Origin of the sequence: Italian clover phyllody phytoplasma str. MA1 (assembly GCF_000300695.1) — a bacterium.
Classification (GTDB): Bacteria; Bacillota_I; Bacilli_A; order Acholeplasmatales; family Acholeplasmataceae; genus Phytoplasma.
This window is the reverse complement of the sequence record NZ_AKIM01000023.1, coordinates 1-25580: the sequence shown is the minus strand read 5'-3', so window position 1 is coordinate 25580 and position 25580 is coordinate 1. Positions and strand designations below refer to the sequence as shown.

Below are 25580 nucleotides of genomic sequence, written 5' to 3'. Positions count from 1 at the left end.
AAAAGAAAAAAAGACTAACTTAATAGTTAGCCTTAAAGAATTTTTAAAAAATAAAAAGTGTCTAAAGTTTTGGAACAGTTCAATTATTCGTACGGTGGCGTGTGGGACTCAACGTAATAACTAGCAATAGCCAAACTCGTTGAATCTATCACGATTTTTAGTTGGTTAGGGAAAACACAAAAACAAAATAATTTATCCTAATATAAATAAATTAAATAAAATCGTCAAAAACTAGAAAAATTATATAACCGCGGAATACTTGGAAACTTGCTCGTTCCGTGGTTTGGAGAGCTAGTTTGTAATAGGGAGCAATCCTGAAACGCATCTAATCTTTCCCGATAAAAATAATTATAACGTAGTTGTTGAAAAAATAAATCTTACTCATCCTTTTGTCAGACCTGGCACCATTTTAGAAGACAATATAATAGGCAAAGGTAAAAATTAATAAGAAAATAAAACAAATGAAAAAAGTTGGTACGATTTTAGCAAAAGACCAAAGTAAAAAGTTTTTGCCTTCAAAAATTAATAATTATTTTGTAGGCTCTTCTAATAAAGCCAGAAACTATCAGCAATTTGCAAATAAACACCGATGGTAACGATGATGATGAATATTATTTTCTTCGGCTCCCGGAAGGAATAATGTTTCTTCTGTTAAAAACCCTTTTTAGAACTCACATTTTTAATGAAGTTAGTTTAACCAATCGATATAAAAATATTTTACCTAAACCTTTTCTTGATAAAAGAAATAGTTTAGGCATTTTTTATTATCATATGTAAATCGTTTTTATCAAGTATCCTTCTTTTCTTTTATCAACTCTTATAGATGTATAAACCCGAAAATAAAAGCTAAATTGTTCTTTGGAAAAACAATTTAGCTTTTATTCTGTATATGGTGGAAAAAATGTTAACATTATTGAGTTTTTTTTCTTTTGAAATTAAATTTATTTTCTTTTCCTTCTAGCAAATTAATAATATTTTTGTAATGTTTTAAAAAAATAATAATTGTGGTGGTAAAGATAAAATATAATTCCATAAGAGTTTGCGGAGGTTCCTTTTCCCTCGAAAGCTCAATGCCAGTATGAATCCATAAGCCGACATTTACTAAAGAAGCGGCTATAAGAGACGATAAAGAGGCGTACCCGCTAAATCTTATTATAATAACAAAAGATAAGATCCCTAATAAACCCACTAGGTAATTAATGCTTGTGATAAAACCGACCGAACTAGCGATAGCTTTTCCGCCCTTAAATTTGTTGAAAATAGAAAACATATGTCCTAAAACAGCAGCCATACCGAAATAGACTCTAAAATCATTGATTTTCTCAGGAATAATATCATTTTTCGTTAAATGTTTAACGAAAAAAATAGGTAAAAAACCTTTTAAAAAATCTAAAATAAAAGTTAGTAAACCTAATTTAAAACCTAATACTCTAGTTACATTCGAAGAACCAATATTTTTTGAACCTAAAGTACTAATGTCTTTGTTTTTAAAAATTGTTCCTACCAATAAGCCTACCGGAATAGAGCCTATTGTATAAGACAATAAAAAAATACTTACGATAATAATTATATTCGATATATTCATGTTTTTATTTTTCAAACTTTCTTTTATTTATATTATAACAATTTCATAAATATTTGTTAATTAACAAATAATAAAAAGTTAAACATATAATTTGTAAATTGGTCTAAAACCAGATTAGGTTACATATATAAATATTTAAAACCGAAGGTGGATACGATATATACTAGAGGACCAACTACACGAGTCGCTATAGTCGCAAAAGGCAATAAATCTTCTCGATGACTAATAGCCATTACTCCTAAATTGCCCGTTCCGCCGACGCTGTGCGAGCAAAGTCCAGCAGTTAAAGATAATTCTAGAGGGTAAAAACCTAATGATTGGGCTAAAATAAAAGTTGTTATCGCAGCGACTGTTAAGGAAGCAACAACGATTAATACAACACTAGGTGTTTTTAAAGTATTTATTAAATTGGCAAAATTAGTAGTTAAACCTAAACCGGCTAAAACAGGACCTGTAAAATTAATAGACATGAATTTTCCAGCTTGGGACACAGAATTTTGATACTTATCAGACAATAAATCAAAAATTTTAATAACTAATAAAATGATAATAACATATACCATTGCGTCTAAATAACTACATAAAACTTGGTTAATCATATTGCCTAAATTATAAAGAGCGAAAATGATTAACAACCCCATACCTATTTGTTTATGTTCTAAAGGTGATTTGATAGACTTATGAGAATGGCCAATCTTTTTTTGTCCTAAAGAACCTTTGCCGCTGTATTTAGTTTTATCGAATAAAACGAATAATAAACCAGCGAAGAAAATACTTAAAACACGGGCTAAAATTAAAGGTGCTAAAAGAACACTTCTAATTTGACTTGCCTCTGCTGATCCTTTAAAAGCGTCTTTATAAATACCATTGGAAAAACCACCAATACCTAAGTTAGTCCCTCCGTTAGTTAAAGGCACAAACACAAAGAAAATACTATCCCAGAAACTGCCTTGAGATTTCTTTAAGAAAATAACATCTGGTTGAAAATCCACTAAATAACCTAAAAAACCACTAACAACAAAAGCAAAGATAATAGCGATTAAAGTGATCGGAATAAACTTGATTAAAGATCTTTTTAATAAATCTCTATCCACGCTTAAAAGACTGCCGGAGATAACGATAGTGATAAAGAATTGTGAAAAATTAATCCCTAAACCATCATTCGCACCTGGTTTATTGAAAAAAGCTTTATCAAAATTATCAGCTATGTTTTTTGGTATTATTTTTTGATAAATTAAAAAAGATGGTACTAATATAGAAAGTAAAAAACCAAAGCCTAATTTGTTTAAAAAAGGCGTTTTATAACCAATATAATTTAAACCAATCCCTAACACCATAGCAATAAATAAAGGTGTTAATAAAGGATGCCATAATTTTTTATTTTCTGGATCTATTTTCATATAAACGATATTTAAAATCATTATTACAACAAAACTTAAAAACAATAAAGGGTGAAAGCCAAAAATCTCTATTTTCTTTTTATTATTTTTTTCATTCATAAAAAATGTTTCCTTCTTTCTTATTTATTAAAATGTTAATACATGAACACTTATAATTATATTTTATTGAGAAAAGTTTATAACAAGAAAAAGTCATTAATAAACATCCTTTGTTAAAAAAACCTTTTATTAACCGAAAAAATGCTTGTTGTGTTTCATTTATTTGCTAAAAAAATTTTTCTATCTGATGATTAACTATGTTTTTCGTTGAAATTAAATTGTTGATAAATAGTTTGTATTTTATTTCTAAATAATAAAAAGACCACTAAGTTGATCACATTGGAAGTAATCACGGGAATCAGATTTAAAAACCATAAAATAAACCAAGATTTAGTTGTGCCACCATTAAAAAAAGCGTTTATCAAGTTCGCAAAAAGACCTTCATGAGTAGGTAAATTTGTTTTAATAATGGTTAGCCACGCATAACCGTTAATTGTGCGAGAAATACTTTGAATGATGATAATAATAATGAAAACTAGTAACATTTTTTGATAATTTTTTTCGTCTATTTTTAGAAAAGATAGAAAAAGATATGCTAAAATAGGTATAAAAGTCCCAAAGATAATATTTTTGAAAATAACAGCACTTTCGTCTACAAATAAAGTTTGATAAGTATTATAGATTTGTAAGTATTGAAATGAGGAATAAAAAACTCCATCAAAAAATAAGTAAATCAATAAAAAAGTTAAAGCATATTTAAAACTAAATAAAAACATTAAAACGAATAAAGGAAAGTGCCAAAAAACCCATAATTGAGCGTCTACAATCGGCATTTTTTTAAAACTAAATAAACTGCCTGAAAGAAACTTTTGGTTAATTTGAGCTAATATAAAAGCCATGGCTATTAAATTAGCTCCTAAAGTTATTTTTTTTAAATCTATTTTTTTAGTCATATTATTTTTTCCTTTGATGCGAATATATGAAGCGTGAAAGAAAGCATTGTTTATGGGAGTGATTGCATAAACACAATTATGCTTGTGTTTTAAGTGAATTATTACATTTATGTCTTTTTTATTTTAACATATAAGACCTCTTCTAGAATGATTATTCTATCAATAAATGTTTCTAATATTCGATAATCATGATATAAAAATCTTTTTTATTGAATTCAGTTACGCAATGAATTACTAAAAAGTCAATAAATATGTTTTTTTAATATATATTTTGTTATAATGTTTTTGTCTAATAATCTTTAAATAAATTTCTAAAAAAAAGGAAATGATTCGATTGATTAATGATGGAAAAAAATGTTTCAGATGGAGTAGTACTCAAGTGGTTATAAGAGGCGTCCCTGCTAAGGACGTAGACCAATTTTTGGTGCAAGGGTTCGAATCCCTTCTGCTCCGCCAATTATAAAAAAATTTTGATGATATTTTTTTACTTAAGCATTTGTTAAATAGTTTTATTTTTTCCAATAATATAATATTTAGCCAGAATTGATTTATCTTTTGCTTAATTAAATAAAATTATATATTATTATCGTTTAATAAAAAAACATCTTTATTTAGATATAAAGATGTTTTTTTATTAAAGAAGTTTATTATTTATAAGAAACCTATTATCTTTTAGATTGAGTTTTTTTAATTTGTTGTAAAATCAAAACAATAATCGCTGAAATCATTATAGCGATAAAAACACCTATAATTATGATTTGGAAAGTGTTGATGCTTTTTTCTTTATCATCATTTTTTGTAGTGCTTTTTTTCGTTGTGGCAGCTGTTTTTGATGTTTCAGCGGTTTTTTGATCGCTTGTTTCGGATGTTTCAGTTTCTTTTAGTTTTTGATAATCTGTTTCGATTTTGGTTAATTGCGTTTTTTTAACTTGCAATTCAAAAGAATGATTTTTAGTGACAAAAACATGTATTTTATTTTTTAAATTATTGATATTGGTATCACTTAATTTATTAGCAGCCGTCAATTCTGTTTTTTTAGTTTCTAAACTTTTCATATTGGTTTCTAATAATTCAGTTTGTTCCATTATGTTGTAAAACGCCGTTTTAACTTCTTCCAAAGTTTTTTCATCTATTTTGTTTAAAACTAAAGCATCATTTAAATAATTCTGTTTTTGATCTTTTATGTTTTTCACCAATTGTTGCATATTTTTCAAAATAGTTTTATCAGCTGGCGTAATGTTTTGTGTCGCTAATTTATTAGTTATTTCGGTTGATAAACTATCGAAAGGCATTTCTTCAAAAAGTTGTCTTAACTCTTCTATATTGGCAGTAGTAAAGATTTTTTGGATTTCTGTTTCAAAAGTTGATATTTCTTGCAATAAAGCGTCAGCTTTGGCTTTGATATCGGCTTTTTGTTGGTCTTTATTTTTTATTTCTAAAATCTGCTCTTTGATAAGCGGAGTTTTTTTGTCAACTCCAAACACCTTATTATGAGAGAAGAATATTAATAGGAAAACTGACAAAATCCCTGTTAATTGTAAAAATTTAGATAAATAATTTTTATTTTGCGAAAACATTTGTATTTTATTTAAAAACCCTTTCTATTAGATTTATTAAAATACATCTTCATTTTATAATAAATGAATAAAATATTTATTCATTACATAAGTAATTTTATCATATTTAAATTAGGAAAATTTAAATATTTGTGTGATATTTAGCGTTTGTTTGGTTCATTAAATCAACCTAATTTCGGCAAAATTTAAACTTTTTATTCCGTTTTGAACTGAAAAAAGGCCTCTTTGTCAAAAGGTAAAAAAACCACATTTTTTTAGACTTTCTCAAAAGCCTTAAAAGAAATTTTTTCTTTTTTCAAATTGTTCTTTTTCTCGGTAAAAAAATTTGAAAAACAGAAAAATGAAGAAAAAGACGCACCGCATTAGAAAAAAAGGCTTTTCATATGGTAAAATATTAAGACGTGATTTTATTTGTAGTCAAATAAAAATTTTTTTATTCTTTATTTAGTTAAAGTTTTAGGCGTCTCCCTTCCATAAAACCTCTTGGCAGAATATAATATAAAAGAATGAATTTATAAGAAAAAGGATTTATTTTGTATGTCTTATTTAGCTTTATATCGTAAACATAGGCCTAAAAATTTTAATGGGATGGTAGGTCAAGAAGTTGTTATTAAAACTTTAAAAAACGCTATCAAATTGCAAAAAATTCATCATTGTTATTTGTTAAGCGGCAATAAGGGCGTAGGTAAAACCACTTTGGCTAAAATTTTAGCTAAAGCCGTTAACTGTCAAAATCATCAAGGACAAGATTGTTGTAATGAATGTGAATCTTGTTTAGTGGTCCACCAAAAAGCAAATTTAGATGTGATTGAAATTGATGGTGCTTCTTATAATGGTGTAGATGAAATTAGAGAATTAAAAGACACAGTTCAATATAAACCTCATTTATTAAAATATAAAGTTTATATTATTGATGAAGTTCATGTCTTATCTAGCAATGCTTTTAACGCTTTATTGAAGTTATTGGAAGAACCCCCATTGAACGTTGTTTTAGTTTTAATAACTAGTGAATTAGCTAAAATTCCTAAAACCATTCTTTCCCGAACTCAACATTTTCATTTACCGAATTTGACCGATGAAGAAATTAAAACTAAATTAAACCCTATTGTGGAGGAAGAAAAAATTTTAATTACTGATGAAGCTTTAACCACTATAGCAGCCTATTCAGACGGAAGCGTGCGAGATGCTTTAAATTTATTAGATAAAATCAGTTCTTATACAACTAACTTGATTGAAAAAAAAGATGTTGAAAAAATGTTAGGAGTTATTTCAGAAAGTAAAATAAACCAATTAGCTGAATCTTTGGTTCAACCAGACATCAGCCAAATGATCGCTTTTTTAGAATTAATTTTGAAACCTAATGTGCAAATTTTACCTTTTTTAGATGATTTAATTGATTTTTTTCAAAAATTATTATTAGAACATGTGACTAATCCTCAAGAAAATACAAATTTATTCCGTTTGTTAACCAATTCTAAAAGGAATGAATTTTTTGAAATCTTGTTAACTTTAAAACAAAATATTATCCATTTCCCTACTAAAAAAAATTCTTTAATTTTAAACTTCATTAAAATACATAATCTGTTTTTTGGCAAAAATATAACTATCAAAAAGACTTCTATCACTGCCAAAAATACTAATACAGTGGTGAACAATCATAATCGGAACAATAATGCTTCATATTCTAATAACGACCTTCCTTACGCTAAAAAAGAACCTAAAAAATCTTATCTGGCTAAAAAAAAGGCAATTGTTTCAGAAGAAACGGTAGAATTAGAAAATAATTTAATAAAACATATTAAAAAAATTCTGCTTAATCCAGATGATAAAATAACCACTCTTTTAAACAAAAGATGGGCTAATTTAAAAACTTATTCTGACAATTTAGAGTTAGAAGTCTCTGCCAAAGTTTTATCAGAAACTAAATTGTTGATGATTGGACGTAACAAAGAAATGCTGCTAGCTTGTTCGGATATGAATAATTATAAGAATTTATTAAATGTTAATGTTAAAAAAAACATTAAGAAACTTTTTAACTCTAAAAAAAATATTATTAATGATTATTTTGTTATTTTGCCAAAACATTGGGATGAAGTGATCAAAGTGGCTTATGATAAATATCAAAAAACTAATAATCCGATGGATTTTGATTTATCTCATTTAGATAATAGTTTTTATGAACAAAATTCCCTTGTCAAAATAGAACAAAATGAATTAGAACTAATTAAACTAGCTAGAGAATATTTTGGTTTTGATAAAGTAAAAATTAAGATATAATAAGGAGTGAAAATGAATATTAATACTAATATGTTTGATAAATTAAGAAAAATGCAAGAAACTATTCAAAAAGAGCAAAAAACATTAGAATCCAAAGAATTTATTGCTACAATAGGAGATGTTATAATAGTGATGCAAGGAACTAAACAAGTTGTTGATGTTCGTATTAAAAATACTCAAGCTCTTCAAAATTTAGATATTCTGCAAGAAAGCATTTTATTATCTTTTAACGAAGTTTTAAAACAAGTAGAAGATTCTTCAAGAGAAGTCATTAATAAAGCTTCTAAAAATTTAGAATTCACTTTTTGATAATTTTATTATCTTTTAATCATTTTCTTAGAAAGAGGACAACAATTTATAATGAAGGGCAAAAAGAACCTAATCGACCCTAATAATTCAATGGTTGATATTTCTTATCAAATTTTACAACAAAATAAAACATCTATACCTATTTATCAATTAATGGAACAAGTTTTCCAAATTAAACAATTAGATTTCACTGATGTGGAGAAAGTTTCTCAACTATATTTAGATATTGTTTTAAGCGGTCTTTTTGTTTTTAATGGTCAAGATCTTTGGCGCGTTAAAGCGGACAATCTACATTTATGGGATAAAGAGTATTACGCTGAAAAAGACGATAAAGATGATGAAGAACAAACAAATATCGATCATAAAATTTTAGATTTTGAAGATTTTACCTTAAAACCTAAAAATGATGATAGTCATGATGAAGATAGCGATGAGCAAGAAGAAGAAGTAGAAGAAGCGTTAGATATTGATTCAGAAGAGCATTTAGATAATGATATCAAAAAACCTCAAGTGGATTTAAATTCTGTGAGTGATGATGATGACAAAGAAGACGATATCAATGATGAATATGATTATTTATACGATAAATAAAATATTCCCCCATATGATCATTTAAAAAAATACTAATACAAAAAACAACAAGTTGTATTATCAAGTAAGCGGAGTTAAAAAAATGTTCTTAGGTATATACGATTATACTGTATATTTAACTTATTTAAATTTACTAAGCGGCTTTATTGGCGTCAGTTTAGTTGTTTTTATAGAAAAAAAAATCGGCTTAGCTTCTGTTTTTTTGTTAATATCAGGAATTTGCGATATTTTTGATGGCATAGTTAGTCGTAGTAAAAAAAACCGTTCTCTTTTGGAAAAAAGATATGGTGTACAAATTGATTCTTTAGCTGATTTAGTTAGTTTCGGCGTTTTGCCAGTAGCGATAGGTTATTCTTTATTGAAACAAGTGGCTCCTTCGGAATCTACTTTTTATAAACCTTTAACATTCACTTTTATCTTTTTTGGTAGTTTATACGTTTTAGCAGCTTTAATTAGATTAGCTTATTTTAACGTTTTAACGGAGGAAAATAAAGAATTAAATTCTAAAGTTTTTATCGGCGTTCCGGTTACTTTTTCCTCAGTTCTGTTCCCTGTTTTAATTTTAATTTACTTACAATTAGGTAAATTGTGGAAAGGTTTTAAGGATATTCAGTGGTGGTTATCACCTTTAATATATCTCTTTTTCCTCATGTTATTTTCTTTTTTATTTGTTTATAATAAAATTAAATTTAAAAAACAAAAAAATATTTTATATTTCTTTTTAATTGCGTTATTTTTAATGTTGATTTTGATTTTGTTATACTTAGAAATGTGTCTCAAAAAATGATTAAAGGTCGTTTTAGATGAAAAAAATAGTTGATAAAAAAGGGAATGTTTTAGAGGACAAGATTACTAGCAAACAACAAACATTTTTGTATTCTAATATTGAAAAGAACTTTTGGAAAAGATTGTTTTTAAAAATTCTTGTTTCCAAATTTGTGACTTATTTAGCTAGTTTATATTTTAAAACCTTTTTGTCTAAAATTCACATCTCTAAAACAATCAAAGAATATAATATAGATTTGGATTTATTCGAAAAGAAAAAATTTCGTTCTTATAATGATTTTTTTACGCGCAAATATAAACATCTGTCTTTTGATAGAAAGGAAACAACTTTCATTAGCCCTTGTGAAGGGCTAGTTAGTATTTTTCCTATTTATCATAATAGCGTATACACTATTAAAAATGTTAATTATCATTTAAGTGATTTATTAAAAGATGATAAATTGGCTTCAGAATATTTAGATGGTCAATTAGTGATTTTTAGGTTAAAAGCTAATGATTATCATCGTTATATTTTTATAGATGATGGTTTATTAGGCCTAAAAACGGTTAAAATCAAGGGTAAATTTCATACAGTGAACCCTATAGCTTTTAAACAATTTAACTTTCTACAAGAAAATACTAGAGAATATAATATTTTACATACTCATAATTTTGGTCAAGTAGTGCAAATAGAAGTCGGCGCTATGATGGTTGGTAAAATCAACAATCATGAAATCAGTAAGTTTGTTAAAGGTCAAGAAAAAGGTTTTTTTTCTTTTGGGGGTTCTACCGTAGTTTTATTGATTAAACCGAATAAAGTTGCTTTTGATCAAGATATTTTAAACAATACGAGAAATAACGCTGAAACTAAAATTAATATCGGTGAAACAATTGGGCATAAAATAGAGCAAATGTTGGATGTGATCTAATTGTTTTTCTCCCATAGGAAGAAGGAAAAAAGATGAATAAAACTAAAAAACAACCTAAATTTATTTTCGTGACGGGTGGAGTAGTTTCTGGTTTAGGCAAGGGTATTATCGCTTCGTCTATTGGTCAAATTTTAAAACAACGCGGTTTAAAAGTGTTTGTGAAAAAATTTGATCCTTACATTAACGTTGATTCAGGCACTATGAGCCCTAATCAACATGGGGAAGTTTTTGTTACTAATGATGGAGCTGAAACAGATTTAGATTTAGGTCATTATGAAAGGTTTTTAGATGAAAACTTATCAAGAGAATCTAACGTCACTACAGGACAAATATACCAATCTGTAATTAATAAAGAAAGAAAAGGGGAATATTTAGGTAAAACTATTCAAGTCATTCCTCACATTACTAACGAAATTAAGCATAGAATTTTAACTATCGCTCAAAACGCTGATTATGATATTATTATCATTGAAATAGGTGGAACTGTTGGCGATATTGAGTCTTTACCTTTTTTAGAATCTATTAGACAAATGCGTTATGATTTAGGCTTTCATAATGTCCTTTATTTACACAATACTTTAATTCCTTATTTAAAATCTTCCAACGAAACGAAAACTAAACCTACTCAACACAGTGTGAAAGAATTAAGATCTTTAGGAATACAACCACAAATTTTAATTTTAAGAAGTGAAAAAATAATCACTCCAGAAATGAAGGAAAAAATATCTATTTTATGTGATGTTCAAGAAAACGCTATTTTTGATAACACAGATGTTGATATTTTATATAAAATTATTCTTAATTTACACGAACAAAAAATAGATGATTTTATTTTATACCATTTCCAAATTAAAAATGTTCCTGCTTCTGATTTATCTCAGTGGAAACAATTAATCCATAAAATAGAACATTTAAAACGTATAATCACTATTGGTTTAGTAGGAAAATATATCGATTTTCATGATGCTTATTTATCTATCGAAGAGTCTTTGAAACATGCTTCATACGCTCATGATGTGAAAATTGAAATTAAATGGATTGATGCGGAATATTTAACTAATGATAATATCCAAAAACAGTTAAATACTTGTGATGGTATTTTAGTGCCTGGTGGTTTTGGTTTTAGAGCGGTTGAAGGGAAAATTAAAGCCGTTAAATACGCTCGTGAAAATGATATCCCTTTTTTCGGCATTTGTTTCGGCATGCAAATAGCGGTGATAGAATACGCTCGTAATGTTTTAAAATTAGAACAAGCCAATTCCTCAGAAGTAGATCCTAAAACGCCTTATCCCGTTATTACTCAAAAAATATATAATACACAATTAGGCGGTTCTTTAAGATTAGGCCTTTATCCTTCAGAATTAAAAAAAGATAGTAGAATTTATGCCATTTATCAAAAAGAAGTAATTAACGAAAGACATCGTCATCGCTATGAAATGAATTTAGAATATCTTCCTCTTTTTGATAAAGATCCTTATTTCAATGTTTCTGGTTTTAATCAAGAAGAAAAAATCCCTGAAATAGTGGAATTAAAAAATCACTTTTGGTTTGTAGGGGTTCAATTTCATCCAGAATTTTTATCTCGTCCTCTGAAACCACATCCTTTATTTAAAGATTTTATTAATTTTGCTATTAAATACAATACAAATAAAAATACACAATAAAAAAGTTCCTTTATTGGAACTTTTTATTGTGTATTTAAAAAATATTAATTTTTTTAAAAATTATTTTAATCCGTAAGCTATTTTAGATTGAGCAACTACTGTGTTACATATTTCTTTTGTAACTTTTTCTAAAGCTTTGCTAAGAGATGCTACTGCTGCAGCGTCTTTAGTAGTAACCCCATCAGCTTCATCTAATGCTACTTTAACTGTTTGAGCTGCTGTTTGAGCTGCCTCGTAAGCTGTTTTTTTAGTTGCATCTTCAGGTTTTTTGTTTTTTTCTTCGTTAGTTAAATAGTCCATATCTTTGTAATATGTTCTTAACGTTTTAACAACTTTTTTCAATGCTGCTGCTTTTTTATCATCGCTATTTTCTTGTTTCGCTTTGTCTATTGCATCTGTGTAAACAGTGTCCCATTTAGAGACTAAATTGTTGTCTAAGTTTTTAATTGTTTTAGAAGGTGAATTTTTCATTAAGAACCAAACACCAACTGCTGTTAAAAGTACTATAACTGCACTAACAACGCCAAGAACTATTTTGCCATTTTTAGTTTTTAAATAACTTTGTTTATTTTGCTTATCCATTGCTGCCATAATATTTTATTATCTCCTTTTTTTTCATTATTAAATCTTCAATAAAGATCCAATACCGATTTTAATTATAACATATTTTTTTATATAAAGTTATAATAATGCATTATTTTTTAATTTGTTTAAAAATTTTATGTAGTATTTGATCAGCTTGATCGTCATTTTCGATTTTTACATGATTTGTTTGGCTTAAAATTCTTTCAATATAATTGAGAGAATCTTTTTTATTTAAACTAGCTTGAAGGATTATTTGGGTAATATTGTCGTGGGTATAATTTTGTTCTAAATACCAACTTTTCACGATTTCTAATTCGTTTCCAGTTAAAAGTCTGCCTTTTAAAGTTTCTAAATTTTCAATAGTTTCAGAAATATTGTGTTTTTGTTTTTTTTCAGTACTTTTAGCTTCTTTCTCTTTATATAATTGTTGTATTTTAACAAAAGTATTATCTAAATTAAAGATTTCTATAATCTTATTATCTTTTTTATCTTGTAGGATGGAAAAAAAATTTTTTTGTCTTAATATTTCTAAAATAGATTCTAGTTCGTTTTTAGAAAGGTTCGCTTTTTTAGCTAAAAAAGAGGACGAAAAGATTTTTTTTTCATAAGAATCAAATAAAAAAAGTAAAACACTTAATTCTTGTATTTCTAAATGGAGTTTTTTAAATTCACGGATTAAAATTTTTTCTATATTTAAAAAACCTTCTTCATATAACATTTTAATCATTTTTTAAAATACCTCCTTTAGAAACCTTGGTCAAAGCCTTTTTAGCAGCTTGTTGTTCGGCCGCTTTTTTGGTTTTACCATTACCTTTTCCTAACCATTCTTTGCCTAAATATACTTCTGACACAAATTCCTTTTCGTGAGCTAAACCTTTTTCAGAAATGATTTTATAAGTAATATTTTGTTTTCTTGTTTGGACTAATTCTTGTAGTTGAGTTTTAAAATCAATAATATTAATGATTTTATTTAAACAAGGCAAAACAACGTGATAAAAGGTTTTTTGTGCTTGTTCAAAACCTAAATCTAAATAAATAGCGCCGAATAAAGCCTCAAAAGCGTCTGCTACAATAGAATAATTATGAACGGATCTTTTTTTCTCTCCTTTACCTAAATAAATATATTTTTTTAATTGAATTTCTTCAGCGTAAATCAATAAAGAATCTACACAAACTGCTTGAGATCTTTTTTTGGTCATGGCTCCTTCATCGTCTTTATTTTTTTTATATAAATAACTAGCCATGAAGAAATTAATGACCGAATCGCCTAAAAACTCTAATCTTTCGTTATTATTGTGTTGGGCGTTATTCTCATTAGCGTACGAACTATGAGTTAAAGCGTTAATGTATAAAGAAATATTTTTGGGTTTGATATTTAATCTTTTAAATAACTGTTTAATAGACATAATGTTTCCTTATGTGATCTCAATGTTTTATTTTTTGAGAAAGTTTTGTTAAAAAATCTTTTTCTATTAATTTTTTCGCTTTTAAAATAGCATTATAAAAAGAATAATAATCGGAGTTGCCTTGAGCTTTAACAACAATTTTGTTTAAACCTAAAATCATCGCTCCTCCAATTTCTTTGCTATCTAATTTTTTTTTAATGTTTTGAAGTTTTTTTTGAAAAAGTAATTTACTAATAATTTTTTTGAACCAATTTTCTGTTAAAACGTTTTTTATGTTTTTCATTAAGGTGCCAAAAATGCCTTTATATGTTTTAACAATCATATTGGAGGTGAAACCGTCACTTAATAAAATATCCGCCTCAGAGTATAAAATATTTTGCGGTTCTTCGTTCCCTTTAAATAAAACATGAGGAGTTTTTTCTAATAAATCAAAAGTCTCCATTTCTAAAATTCTCCCTTTATTCGGTTCCGAACCAATATTTAACATTTTAACAATGGGAGTTTCGATATGGAATAATTCTTGAGCCACAATAGAAGCAGCGATAGCGAATAATAACAGATTTTCAGCTTTAATTTCGATATTAGCTCCAGCGTCTAATAAAATTCTTGTTCTACCATCTAAAGAAGGGAAAATGATAGCTAAAGCGATTCTTTTCATAGGTTGAATAGTGCCGATAATTAAATAACTGGCTAAAATTAAAGCTTGTGTAGGCCCGGCAGAAACAACACCATCTACTTTATTATTTTTAGCCGCTTGCAAAGCTAAAAACATAGAATGTTGCGAATTATCTCTAATTTCTTCTCTCATGTTTTTAACACCCATATCTAAATAATGAGGTGTATGGATAATGCTCAATCTTTCTTGTAAAGTTTCAGGCAATTCAGAAGAAATATGTTTTTGTAAAAATTTTTGAATTTGCGGTTTATCACCATATAAATAAAGATACAAATCTCTTTCTTCGGATAACGCTTTTAAACTACCTTTTATAATAGAATCAGGAGCGAAATCGCCTCCCATAGCGTCGACTGCTATTTTAATCATAATAACCTCTTTTTATTTTCTAAATTTTCAAAATCTTTTTGCACTTGAGAAATAATTTTAAAATCTGTCGCTACATTTAAAAAATGATATTTTAAATAACCACTTTGTTTTTTACCTACAAAATCACCAGGACCTCTATTTTTTAAATCAAATTCGCTTAATTTAAAACCATTACTTTCTTGTTCTAAAATATTTAAACGTTGGTTATCTGCTGGATTTTCAGGGACTAAAAAACAATAATTTTGTTTTTCATTTCGCCCTACTCTTCCTCTTAATTGGTGTAATTGACTTAAACCAAAATGATCGGCTCCTAAAATAACAATAGTTGTTGCGTTAGGAACATCAATTCCTACTTCAACAATAGTAGTAGCTAATAAAATTCCTTGAGGATTTTTCACAAAACCCGCCATAATTTCTTCTTGTTTTTGGTTATTTTTTTGACCATGTAAAACATAAAGATGTTTAATTTTCTCTTCTTCTAAAAAAGAAGTTATGGTTTCAATATTGAATTTTTTAGCATTTTGTTTAATAGCCGGAACTACTATATAAGTTTGTTCGTTTTTAGCTTGATTGTCTCTTAATAAAGGAACGATTTTTTCGAAAGGGAATCTTTCGGTAATAATACTTTTTTTAACATAAGGAGGTTCTGTTAATAAAGAAGTTTTTAATAAACCAAAATACATGACCGCTAAAGTTTTAGGAATTGGGGTCGCTGTTAAATATAAAACATCTGCTTGAAGATTTTGAAAGGAAGTTTTATCTTTCACATCGGTCCCGAACTTATGAGTCTCATCAATGATAATCAACCTTAAATCATGAAATTCTGTATTCGCCAGCAAATGAGTACCAATAACCATTTGATATTCATTATTATAAATAGCTTTTTGTAAAGTTTTTTTCTTTTTACTTTTAGAAGTGATAAAAATAGTCTTAATTTCAGGAAATAATTTAGTAAAATTTAAATAATGTTGTTTAGCTAAAATTTCTGTTGGAACCATCATTAAAACTTGTTTTTTGGCGCTAATGACTGCAATAGCGGCTAAAAAAACAGTAATAGTTTTTCCTGAACCAACATCGCCTTGAATTAACCTTTTAGTGGGATAATTTTGTTTTAAATCGCTGTAAATATCTTTGACTATTTTTTTTTGGTTATCAGTTAAAGAAAAAGGGATTCTTTGCATCATTATTTTAATATAATGATTACCATAATTTAAAGGTTTTTTAAAAGGAAGTTTCTGTTTTTCTTCAAATAATTTTTGTGCTATATTTAAGGCTTCTTCATGCTTAAAACGTTTTAAAGTTTTATGAAGTAATTGTTGGCTTTTGGGCAAATGAAGATTCATTAAAGCTTCTTTTCTATCAATTAAATTGTATTTTTTTAAAAAAAGAGGACTTAAATTTTCTTTGATTTTTAATTGCGGTTTGTTAAAAATATTTTTTAAAAAAGTGGTGATAGAATGATCAGTAATATTTTTAATACCATACACAGGCTTTATTTTATTTTTGTTTTTTAAATCAAAAGAAATTAACGAAGCAATAATGCTTTTATTATATAAATTATATTTACCTTTAATAAAAACATTTTTATTTATCTTTAAGAAATTGGCTAAATAAAATTTATTAAAAAGAACAACATCGAAAACTACATTATCATGGATTAAGATTTGAAAATTAAGTCTTTTTTTATCAGAATCGTCTTTAGATAAAATAGGTTCGCTAACAATTTTTCCTATAACATTAATTATTTCTTTATCTATCGCTTGGTTCATATTAGATAAAAGGAAATTTTGATATTTTTTAGGTTTATAAAAAATCAATTCTTTTAAAGTGTTGATATCATTTTGAACTAATTTATGGTATAAATTAGATTTTACAAACATTTGGTTTAAGTTAGAATTCATTTTGGAAAAACCTCAAATACACCTTAAATCTTATTTTTATTATTTCTTTGTTTTATAAAAACTGCCAATATGACGATATCTTTAACTAATCAACATTAATTAATTAAAACTATTTTAATAACGTTAAAAAATTATTCTCATATTATTAAATATTATTCATCTTCTTAATTATAACATATTTCAAATAATTGCGGTCTAATGGTTTTTTGTTTTTTTAAAAAAATATTTTATTTATCGAAAGGAGTATAAAATAGAAAGGCCAAATAGAGAATATTTGTTTGAAAAATAATTATTATTTATTTTTACTGTTATAAAAAAGGAGATGATTGTAAACGAATTAATTTGTTTATATTATTAAATATCAATTATAATATAATAACATTGTTAAGATAAGTCATGAAAATGAAAAAAATAAGAAAATTATTTTTATATCAACTGATGGAAAGAAATAAATACATTATAGAATAATAAATAAAAAAAACCATCCTTTTTAAATTGGAAAAAATATAAATATTTTTTATGAGTTTTTTTCATTAAAAACACTATATAGGAAATATATTGAGGAAAAAAATGATTAAAAAATCTATTTTTATTAAAAGTATTCAAGACCCTATTGACTGTCCCACCTCCCGTTTATCAGAAGTTTTTTTAATGGGTCGCAGTAATGTTGGCAAAAGTTCTTTTATCAACGCTTTAACGAATAAAAAAAAATTGGCTTTATTTTCTAAAACGCCTGGTAAAACAACCACTATTAATTATTTTTTATTAAATGATTCTTTTTATTTAGTTGATTCGCCAGGTTATGGTTATTCTAAAAGAAATAAAACTTTTAAACAAAGCGTTTTCCCTATGATTAATATTTTTTTACAAAACAACCATTTTGTTAAAATTATTTTTCAAATTATTGATTTTAAAGTGGGTCCTACAAAGATGGATTTAGATATTTATCATAATTTAAGAGAATATAATTTATCGGTTTTTTTAATTTTAAATAAAAAAGATAAAGTGTTGAAAAATCAAGTTATTAATCAAATGCAAAGAATCAAAAAAGAATTTGGTACGCCTGAAGAAAATATTCCTATGTTTTTGCTTTCTTGCAAAAATAAAGATGGTTTAAATGAAATAGTTAATTTTATTTATGATAAAATAAATACATAATTCATTATTTTTTATTTTTTTATTAAATCTGATACTTTTCGGTATAAGATAATAATTATTATGAACTAAAGATAAAATATTTTTTAGTGTGTTAAAGCTAAAAAATTAGGATTAAGAAAAATATGGAACAAAAATATAATTTTAAATTAGTAGAAAATAAAAGATATGTTAAATGGTTAGAAAAAGGCTATTTTAAAACACAAAATAACTCCGATAAAACACCTTTCACTATTGTTATTCCGCCTCCGAATATTACGGGCAAACTACATTTAGGTCACGCTTGGAATAATACTTTACAAGATATCATTATCAGAAGAAAAAAAATGTTGGGTTTTGACGTCCTTTTTTTACCGGGAATGGATCATGCCGGTATAGCAACTCAAAGCAAAATCAAACAAAAATTAAAAGAAGAAGGTTTTGCTGAACAAAACCTAACAAAAGAAATCTTTTTAAAATATGCTGCCTTATGGAAAGATGAATATACACAAAATATTCATACTCAATGGAAGCGTCTAAGTCTTCATCTTGATTATGATTACGAAAAATTTACTTTAGATAAAGATTTTAGCCAAGCAGTAGAAAAAGTTTTTATTGAACTTTACGACAAAAAATTAATTTATCGTGATTATAAAATTATCAATTGGGACCCTTTTGCTCAATCTACGATTTCTGAAGTTGAAGTTAATTATCAAGAAGTAGAGGGTAAATTATACTATTTAAGATATTATTTAGCCGATGATAATGCTAATTATGTAGAAGTGGCGACTACAAGGCCGGAAACTATTTTTGCAGATCAAGCTTTAACCGTTCATCATGATGACGAAAGATATCAACATTTAATCGGTCAAAAAGTGGTAGTTCCTGGAACGAACACAAAAATACCTATTATCGCTGATAATTATGTGGAAAAGGATTTTGGGACAGGCGTTTTAAAAGTAACTCCAGCTCACGAAGTGAACGATTTCCAAATCGCTCAAAGACATGATTTACAAATAGTTTCTTGTATTAATCCTAACGGAACTATGAACGAATTAGCGCAAGAATACGATAAAATGGATCGTTTTGATTGTCGTGAACAATTAATTCAAAAATTAACTGCGAAAAAATTAGTGTCTAAAATAGAGGATTATACCCATTCAGTCGGCTTTTCAAGCATTTCTGGTGTTGTTATTGAACCAAGGTTATCATTACAATGGTTTTTAAAAACTAAAGCTATTTCGCAATCTGTTTTACAAGAACACCAAATTAACTTCTTTCCTAAACGTTTTTTAAAAACTTTTAACAATTGGTTAGAAAATTTAGAAGATTGGTGTATTTCTCGTCAATTATGGTGGGGACATTCTTTGCCTGTGTGGTATAAAGGCGATGAAATTAAGGTCCAATCGCAAGATCCAGGCGATGGTTTTCAAAGAGATCCAGATGTTTTAGATACTTGGTTTTCTTCCGCTTTATGGCCTTTATGTACGTTAGGATGGCCTGATAATAACGTAGAGTTATTCCAAAGACGTTTTCCTGTTGACGTTTTAGTAACTGGTTATGATATTTTAACCTTTTGGGTTTCTAAAATGGCTTTACAAAGTATGAATTTAATTGAAAAAATACCTTTTAAAGATGTTTTGTTGCATGGTTTAATAAGAGATTCTCAAGGGCAAAAAATGTCTAAATCTAAAGGAAACGGCGTAGATCCGATAGATATCATTGATAAATACGGTACAGACGCTTTAAGATGGTTTTTAACCACTAATTCTTCCCCAGGTGCGGATTTATTATATAACGAAACTAAAATAGCGTCCAGTTGGAACTTTATTAATAAAATTTGGAACATTAGTCGTTTTATTAAATTAAACATTAATACAGATCAAACCGATTTTAACGTTGAAACGTTATTAATGCCGGAAAAATTTTTATTATCGCAATTATCGCGTTTAATGGAAGAAACAAACCATTTATACGATAAATACGAATTTAACATTGTAGGAAGTATGTTGTATAATTTTGCTTGGGAAGATTTAGCCAATTGGCATTTAGAATTTTTAAAAATTGTTTTAAAAGAGTACGATCGAGAGGTATCTTTAAATTCCCAAAAGTTCGCTCTTTATATTTTAAAAATCACTTTACAATTGCTACATCCTTTCATTCCTTTTGTAACTGATGCTATTTATGAAGAATTTGCTTTTGCGCAACCTATTATTAACGAACAATTGCCACAAATTAATGCAGTTAATTATTCCTCTGATGATTTCTATTTCTTAATTTTTAAAAATTTAATTGTGAAAATGCGTCAATTTAGACAAAATTATAAAATAACCAAAAATACTTTATTATCTTTATATATAGAAGCTCCTATAGAAAAACTATTCGAAATAAACACTATTAAGCCTGTTTTAAAGAATTTTTTAATGGCTTCTGAGATTAAAACAACCCATAAATTAAAACAAGAACAATACGAATGGTTGTTTTTTGACAAAGATACATATATTTTCATTTTTAAAAAAGACTTGCAAGCTTTGAAAAAAAATCAATCTGATAATCAATCGCCACAATTGTTAAAAAAACTTTTAAGCGAAATTCAAAGAAGTGAAAAGATTTTAAATAATTCCTCCTTTTTAGAAAAAGCTAGTAAAGTTAAAATCCAAGAAGAACAAGAAAAATATAAAAAATATTTAAGTCAATATGAAAAATTAATTAAAAATAAAGATCAAGAAGGTTAATCATAACCTTTCTTTTTCTTGAAAAAGGTTGATATGTTTATTAATAAAAATTTTTTTTATATTAATTTTAAAAAAGTTCCTAATCCGAAAGCTAATATTATTATTACTCATGGATTAGGTGAAAGTTCACAAGATTATCTCCCTTTAGCTGACTTTTTATGTCAAGCCGGTTATAACGTTATTTTATACGATGTTAGAGGACACGGAAAAAGCGGTGGTTCAAGAGGTGATGTGAATAATTTTCATGTTTTGGTCGATGATCTGGCTTCTCTTGTTAAGGAAATTAAAAAAAAATCTTCTTTAAAAATTTTTTTAATCGGTCATAGTATGGGCGGAATCATTACTAACGCTTATATGGTAAAATACGGCGAAGTTAACGGTTCTATTATTAGTTCTGCTCCCGCTCATGCACTGAATAATAAACATTTAAAATACCCTTTTTATTGGTTTAATTTTAAACTAAGGAAACTTAATTTTTTATCTAATAAAATTGCTCATAAACCTATATATAAGGGTTATTTCCCTTATCATTTAGAATATGTTACTCCGCGTTTAATGAGAAATTTATTAGTTTTAAGTCCTCAATATTTACAAAAAAGATTATCTTTTTATGTGGGTTCTGTTTTGTTTTTATACAGTATCCAAGATAAAATTATTTCTTTTAAAAATGGTTCTTTTTTATTTGAAAAAGTACCTTCTAAAGATAAAAAATTAATTCTATATCAAAAGTCTTATCATAATTTATTTCACGATATAGAAGCAACCAAAGCGTTTGACGATACAGTTTTATGGCTAGATCAAAGGTATTGGCGATAATACCTTTGAAGAAACTATTTTTTTTAAAAAAGATATTTATTTTGTTAAAATGGATGATATAAATATATTTTGAATATATTAAAATTGTTTTTTTAAACAAGTTAAAAAAAGAGTAAGGGAATTTATGAACAATAACGATATTTTGCAAATCAGTAAATTATCACAAGAAGAAGTGTTTAAACACTTTCAAACCTCACCAACAGGATTAGATGATAACGAAGTACAGAAAAGAAAACTTTTATACGGGTCAAATGATATTAAATCCGCTAAAAATTTTAATGTTTTGAAACAAATTATTAAACAATTTACCTCCATGTTCGCTATTTTATTGTGGATATCAGGCACTTTAGCTTTTTTAATTCGCGAATGGCAAATCGGATTATCTATTTTCTTAGTTGTCATTGTTAACGGTATTTTCGCTTTTTTACAAGAAAGCAAAGCAGAAAAAATTTTGTCTTCTTTAAGTGATATGATGCCTAAAAAAATCCAAGTTTATCGCAATAATCAAATAGAAGTGATAGATGTTATCGATTTAACTATCGGAGATTTAATTTTTTTAGAAGTAGGGGCTACTATTCCTGCTGATTTAAGGATAGTGCAAGCTAATAATTTTTTCGTTGATAACTCCATGTTATCAGGCGAAACGATCCCCTTAAATAGAACAGCTAATCCTAACATGCAAGATGAATGTGTTGCCGCTGAAATGCCTAATTTAGTTTATGCAGGTACAACAGTTTCTGAAGGTAGCGCTAAAGCAGTTGTTTATTCTATTGGAGAAAACACTCAAATAGGGAAAGTATCTGTTTTATCCGAAAACATCGATAAAGGATTATCTACTTTAGAAAAAGAAATTCACAGAGTAGTTAAAAAAATTAGTTTTATCGCTTCTTTATTAGCTTTAGTAGTCTTTTGTGTATGTTTATGGCGTTTTAAAGCTGATAATTCTTGGGGCAAGGCTTTAAGTGGCGCTATTGTAGTGGCTTTAAGTATGTTAGTGGCGAACATTCCTGAAGGATTATTGCCGACTATCAACTTAAGTTTAGCTATCGGAACCCAAAGAATGTCGAAACAAAACGCTTTAATTAAACAATTATACTCAGTGGAAACATTAAGCTCCGCTACAGTTATTTGTACCGATAAAACAGGAACTTTAACGGAAAACCAATTAACTTGTAAAAAAATTGTCTTTCCGGGCGGTTATGTCGATATTGCTGGTAATGGTTTAAAAAAAGAAGGACAAATCAAAAATTTAAATCAAGCAACAGACGATAAAGTCTTGAAAAAAATATTTATTGCTTCTATTATGGCTTCAGAAGCGAACTTAATTGATGATGAGAAAAATAAAGACGATTATCAAGTAGTAGGTAACCCTACCGAAGGTTCTTTATTAGTTGCCGCTAGTAAATACGGGCTTTCTATCGATGAAGTACGTCAAAATTTTACAGTTGAAAAAACTACTCCTTTCTCTTCGGAAACTAAAAAAATGAGTGTTTTAGCGACGAATGTGGCACAAGAAAAATATGATATTGGTAGCAAATATTTATTTGTTAAAGGTGCTCCAAGTGTTTTATTAAAAGAGTGTAATGCTCAATATAAGAATAACCAAGTAAGCTCTTTTTCTGAAGCAGAAAAAGAATTCTTTTACGAAAGAAACGAAGAATTATCTAACCAAGGTTATCGTATTTTAGCTATCGCTTATAAAAAAATTGAAGACGGTTCTTTAGAAGAAACTAATATGGTCTTCTTAGGATTCGCTGTTAATTTCGATCCTCCAAAAATTGAAGTTAAAGGCGCAGTAAAAGATTTATTAAAAGCTGGTTTAAAAATCACTGTTATCACTGGAGATTACGGTTCTACAGCTATTTCTATCGCTAAACAAGTAGGTATTATCGAAGAAGAATATATCAATATTGATGGTAATCAATTAGAAAAAATGTCGCAAGAAGAATTGCAAGATTCTTTAAAAACAAGAGTTCCTGTTTTATTTTCCCGAACAACTCCTAAACACAAATTAAGAATTGTTGAAGCTTATCGCGCCAATGATGAAATAGTGGGTGCTATAGGCGATGGAGTGAATGATATTTTGGCTATGAAAGCCGCTCATATTGGTATTGCAATGGGTAAATCTGGTAAAGATGTCGCTCGTAATGCAGCGGATATGATTTTATTAGATGATAATTTCTCCACCATTCCTAAAGCAGTTTTAGAATCTAGAGGAATCTATTCTAATATTAAAAAATTCATGACTTATGTTTTATCCTCAAACATTCCTCAAATTTTCCCTATTATCGTGATGACTTTATTTAAAGTGCCTCTGTATTTAACTGTTATGCAGATTTTAGCTATTGATTTATTAACGGACTTAGTACCTGCTATTGCTTTAGGTGCTGAAGAACCCGAAAAAGATTTATTAGATCACAAACCTCGTACAGAAAATGACCATTTATTAGACAAAAAAATATTAAAAAGAAGTTATGGCTTTTTAGGAATTGTAGAAGGTGTATTAGCATTAGTCTTTTTCTTAGTTTTTGGCGGTTACCAATTTTTCAGCAATCACGGAATAGCTTTTAAAGATATTTCTGAACAAGCAGATTTCATTTATGCGTCCACAATGGCTTTCGGAGCAGTTATTTTTGCTCAAGTAGGCAATGCTTTTGCTTGTCGTTCGGATAAATTATATTTTTGGGAAAGTTACAACAAGAAAAATAAACTTTTATACGTGGGAATTATCTCCGAGTTATTCTTATTTGTGTTAATTTCTCAAAATATAGGGTTTTTGAATTCCTTTTTCAAAACTAAACCGATAAGATTTATAGATTATTTATACTTACTTTTACCAATAGTGGTTATGTTAGGTTTTGATACTTTAAGAAAAAAATCATTAATAACAAAAAAACCAGCTGAGACCAAATAATTAAGCTTTTTAACCATGAAATAACAAAAAAACTTTTATCTGTTTTTTTGTTATTTTTTTACATTTTAAAGGTTTTAAATGTTATTATTTAATTTGAAAACGATGAAAACAAATAAGAAAAAAGGGAGAGCGAATGAAGCTAATTGTAGGTTTAGGAAATCCGGGAAAAATGTTTGAATTAACCCCTCATAATATAGGTTTTATGTTAATTAATTATTTAGAAAAAGAATGGAAAAAAAACATTTTAACTACTAAAAAAGAGCTATCAAGTATCGTTTCTCATCTTCAATTAGAACAAGAAACCATTTTGTTAGTTCAACCGCAAACTTATATGAATTTTTCAGGCAAAGCCATCAAACAACTGATGTTGAAATATAATATCCCTAAGGATGATGTTTTAGTGCTCGTTGATGATATCAATTTAGAGCCAGGCACTTTTAAGCTCAAATATAAAGGCGGTCATGGTGGTCATAATGGTTTAAGAAATATTATAGATATGCTACATTCTAAGGAATTTAAAAGATTAAGAATAGGAGTTGGTCTTGATTCTCGTATTCCCTTAGAACAATATGTTTTAAACCGTTTAAATACCCAAACACAAAAACAAATTACAAATAATTTTCCTTTGTTTAAAAAGTTAATTAGCAATTTTATCCAAGGTTATCCTTTTACTAATTTAATGAACACTCTTGTTTAAGAAAGAAATGATGATTTTCTTCTTTTAAAAAACAAGTTAAAAGAGTGATTATGCGCTTTTCAGGCGCCTTTCTTTCTTAAGAAAAAAAGATGTTATTTTTTGATAAAAAAATTGTTAAAAAGATGATAATTTTGATAAAATAAATAATGTTGCAAATGTTTAAAAATGAATTAATTTTTTGCGATAGAAAAATGTTAAAAAGTAAAGCTTTTAGATGAAATGAAATCAACTTTTAACGTTTAATAAATTAATTAAATTTTT

General features: G+C 27.2%; 20 protein-coding genes and 1 tRNA gene. 12 read left to right on the top strand and 9 right to left on the bottom strand.

Annotation, left to right across the window (positions count from 1 at the left end):
- Nucleotides 1–910 precede the first annotated feature (910 nt).
- The 3 genes from plsY to RI01_RS01455 form a co-directional block, all read right to left on the bottom strand.
- On the bottom strand, nucleotides 911–1585 hold the full coding sequence (gene plsY, locus RI01_RS01465) for a glycerol-3-phosphate 1-O-acyltransferase PlsY (RefSeq protein WP_017192886.1): 675 nt from the start codon (nucleotides 1583–1585) through the stop codon (nucleotides 911–913).
- A 119-nt stretch (nucleotides 1586–1704) separates the two neighbouring features.
- Complete coding sequence (locus tag RI01_RS01460; protein WP_017192885.1) at nucleotides 1705–3084, bottom strand: 2-hydroxycarboxylate transporter family protein; 1380 nt, start codon at nucleotides 3082–3084, stop codon at nucleotides 1705–1707.
- Nucleotides 3085–3275: 191 nt separating this feature from the next.
- Nucleotides 3276–3977: a hypothetical protein gene (locus RI01_RS01455; protein ID WP_017192884.1), complete on the bottom strand. Its 702-nt coding sequence runs from the start codon at nucleotides 3975–3977 to the stop codon at nucleotides 3276–3278.
- A gap of 365 nt (nucleotides 3978–4342) precedes the next feature.
- Here RI01_RS01455 and RI01_RS01450 point away from each other — a divergent pair.
- Nucleotides 4343–4433: transfer RNA gene (locus RI01_RS01450), tRNA-Ser, on the top strand.
- A gap of 209 nt (nucleotides 4434–4642) precedes the next feature.
- On the opposite strand, the gene RI01_RS01445 is transcribed toward RI01_RS01450, so the two are convergent.
- A complete protein-coding gene (locus RI01_RS01445) occupies nucleotides 4643–5554 on the bottom strand; it encodes a hypothetical protein (RefSeq protein ID WP_017192883.1) in 912 nt (303 codons plus the stop codon).
- Between the two features lie 537 nt (nucleotides 5555–6091).
- On the opposite strand from RI01_RS01445, the gene dnaX reads away from it, so the two are divergent.
- From dnaX to RI01_RS01415, 6 genes are all read left to right on the top strand, one after another.
- The gene (gene dnaX, locus RI01_RS01440) at nucleotides 6092–7831 is read left to right on the top strand and encodes a DNA polymerase III subunit gamma/tau (RefSeq protein ID WP_017192882.1); all 1740 of its coding nucleotides are present in this window, start codon (nucleotides 6092–6094) and stop codon (nucleotides 7829–7831) included.
- A gap of 12 nt (nucleotides 7832–7843) precedes the next feature.
- Nucleotides 7844–8140, top strand: coding sequence for a YbaB/EbfC family nucleoid-associated protein (locus tag RI01_RS01435; RefSeq protein ID WP_017192881.1), 297 nt, complete (start codon nucleotides 7844–7846; stop codon nucleotides 8138–8140).
- Nucleotides 8141–8191: 51 nt separating this feature from the next.
- A complete protein-coding gene (rpoE, locus tag RI01_RS01430) occupies nucleotides 8192–8731 on the top strand; it encodes a DNA-directed RNA polymerase subunit delta (protein WP_017192880.1) in 540 nt (179 codons plus the stop codon).
- A gap of 82 nt (nucleotides 8732–8813) precedes the next feature.
- Complete coding sequence (locus RI01_RS01425; protein WP_017192879.1) at nucleotides 8814–9518, top strand: CDP-alcohol phosphatidyltransferase family protein; 705 nt, start codon at nucleotides 8814–8816, stop codon at nucleotides 9516–9518.
- 16 nt (nucleotides 9519–9534) lie between these two features.
- Nucleotides 9535–10425 (top strand): phosphatidylserine decarboxylase, encoded by an 891-nt coding sequence (locus RI01_RS01420; protein ID WP_017192878.1) that lies wholly within the window; start codon nucleotides 9535–9537, stop codon nucleotides 10423–10425.
- 32 nt (nucleotides 10426–10457) lie between these two features.
- Nucleotides 10458–12089: a CTP synthase gene (locus tag RI01_RS01415; RefSeq protein WP_017192877.1), complete on the top strand. Its 1632-nt coding sequence runs from the start codon at nucleotides 10458–10460 to the stop codon at nucleotides 12087–12089.
- Between the two features lie 60 nt (nucleotides 12090–12149).
- Here RI01_RS01415 and RI01_RS01410 read toward each other — a convergent pair whose 3' ends face one another.
- The 5 genes from RI01_RS01410 to RI01_RS01390 all read right to left on the bottom strand — a co-directional run bounded on the left by RI01_RS01410 (nucleotide 12150) and on the right by RI01_RS01390 (nucleotide 17023).
- On the bottom strand, nucleotides 12150–12680 hold the full coding sequence (locus RI01_RS01410; protein ID WP_017192876.1) for a hypothetical protein: 531 nt from the start codon (nucleotides 12678–12680) through the stop codon (nucleotides 12150–12152).
- A 103-nt stretch (nucleotides 12681–12783) separates the two neighbouring features.
- Entirely contained in the window at nucleotides 12784–13401 is a 618-nt protein-coding gene (locus RI01_RS01405) for a DnaD domain protein (RefSeq protein ID WP_017192875.1), read from the bottom strand.
- Nucleotides 13394–14080 carry a ribonuclease III gene (gene rnc / locus RI01_RS01400; RefSeq protein WP_017192874.1) on the bottom strand — a complete coding sequence of 229 codons (687 nt, stop codon included), beginning with the start codon at nucleotides 14078–14080 and terminating at the stop codon, nucleotides 13394–13396. The genes RI01_RS01405 and rnc overlap by 8 nt, the downstream gene beginning before the upstream one ends.
- A 19-nt stretch (nucleotides 14081–14099) precedes the next feature.
- Nucleotides 14100–15122: a phosphate acyltransferase PlsX gene (gene plsX, locus RI01_RS01395; RefSeq protein ID WP_017192873.1), complete on the bottom strand. Its 1023-nt coding sequence runs from the start codon at nucleotides 15120–15122 to the stop codon at nucleotides 14100–14102.
- A complete protein-coding gene (locus RI01_RS01390) occupies nucleotides 15119–17023 on the bottom strand; it encodes a DEAD/DEAH box helicase (RefSeq protein WP_017192872.1) in 1905 nt (634 codons plus the stop codon). The genes plsX and RI01_RS01390 overlap by 4 nt, the downstream gene beginning before the upstream one ends.
- A gap of 570 nt (nucleotides 17024–17593) precedes the next feature.
- Between RI01_RS01390 and yihA the strand changes: the two genes are divergently transcribed.
- The 5 genes from yihA (at nucleotide 17594) to pth (ending at nucleotide 25319) form a co-directional block, all read left to right on the top strand.
- On the top strand, nucleotides 17594–18181 hold the full coding sequence (gene yihA, locus RI01_RS01380; RefSeq protein WP_017192870.1) for a ribosome biogenesis GTP-binding protein YihA/YsxC: 588 nt from the start codon (nucleotides 17594–17596) through the stop codon (nucleotides 18179–18181).
- A gap of 122 nt (nucleotides 18182–18303) precedes the next feature.
- Nucleotides 18304–20892: a valine--tRNA ligase gene (locus RI01_RS01375; RefSeq protein ID WP_017192869.1), complete on the top strand. Its 2589-nt coding sequence runs from the start codon at nucleotides 18304–18306 to the stop codon at nucleotides 20890–20892.
- Between the two features lie 33 nt (nucleotides 20893–20925).
- Complete coding sequence (locus tag RI01_RS01370; RefSeq protein ID WP_017192868.1) at nucleotides 20926–21708, top strand: alpha/beta fold hydrolase; 783 nt, start codon at nucleotides 20926–20928, stop codon at nucleotides 21706–21708.
- A gap of 124 nt (nucleotides 21709–21832) precedes the next feature.
- On the top strand, nucleotides 21833–24622 hold the full coding sequence (locus RI01_RS01365; RefSeq protein ID WP_017192867.1) for a cation-translocating P-type ATPase: 2790 nt from the start codon (nucleotides 21833–21835) through the stop codon (nucleotides 24620–24622).
- Nucleotides 24623–24755: 133 nt separating this feature from the next.
- Entirely contained in the window at nucleotides 24756–25319 is a 564-nt protein-coding gene (gene pth / locus RI01_RS01360; RefSeq protein WP_017192866.1) for an aminoacyl-tRNA hydrolase, read from the top strand.
- Nucleotides 25320–25580: the final 261 nt, after the last annotated feature.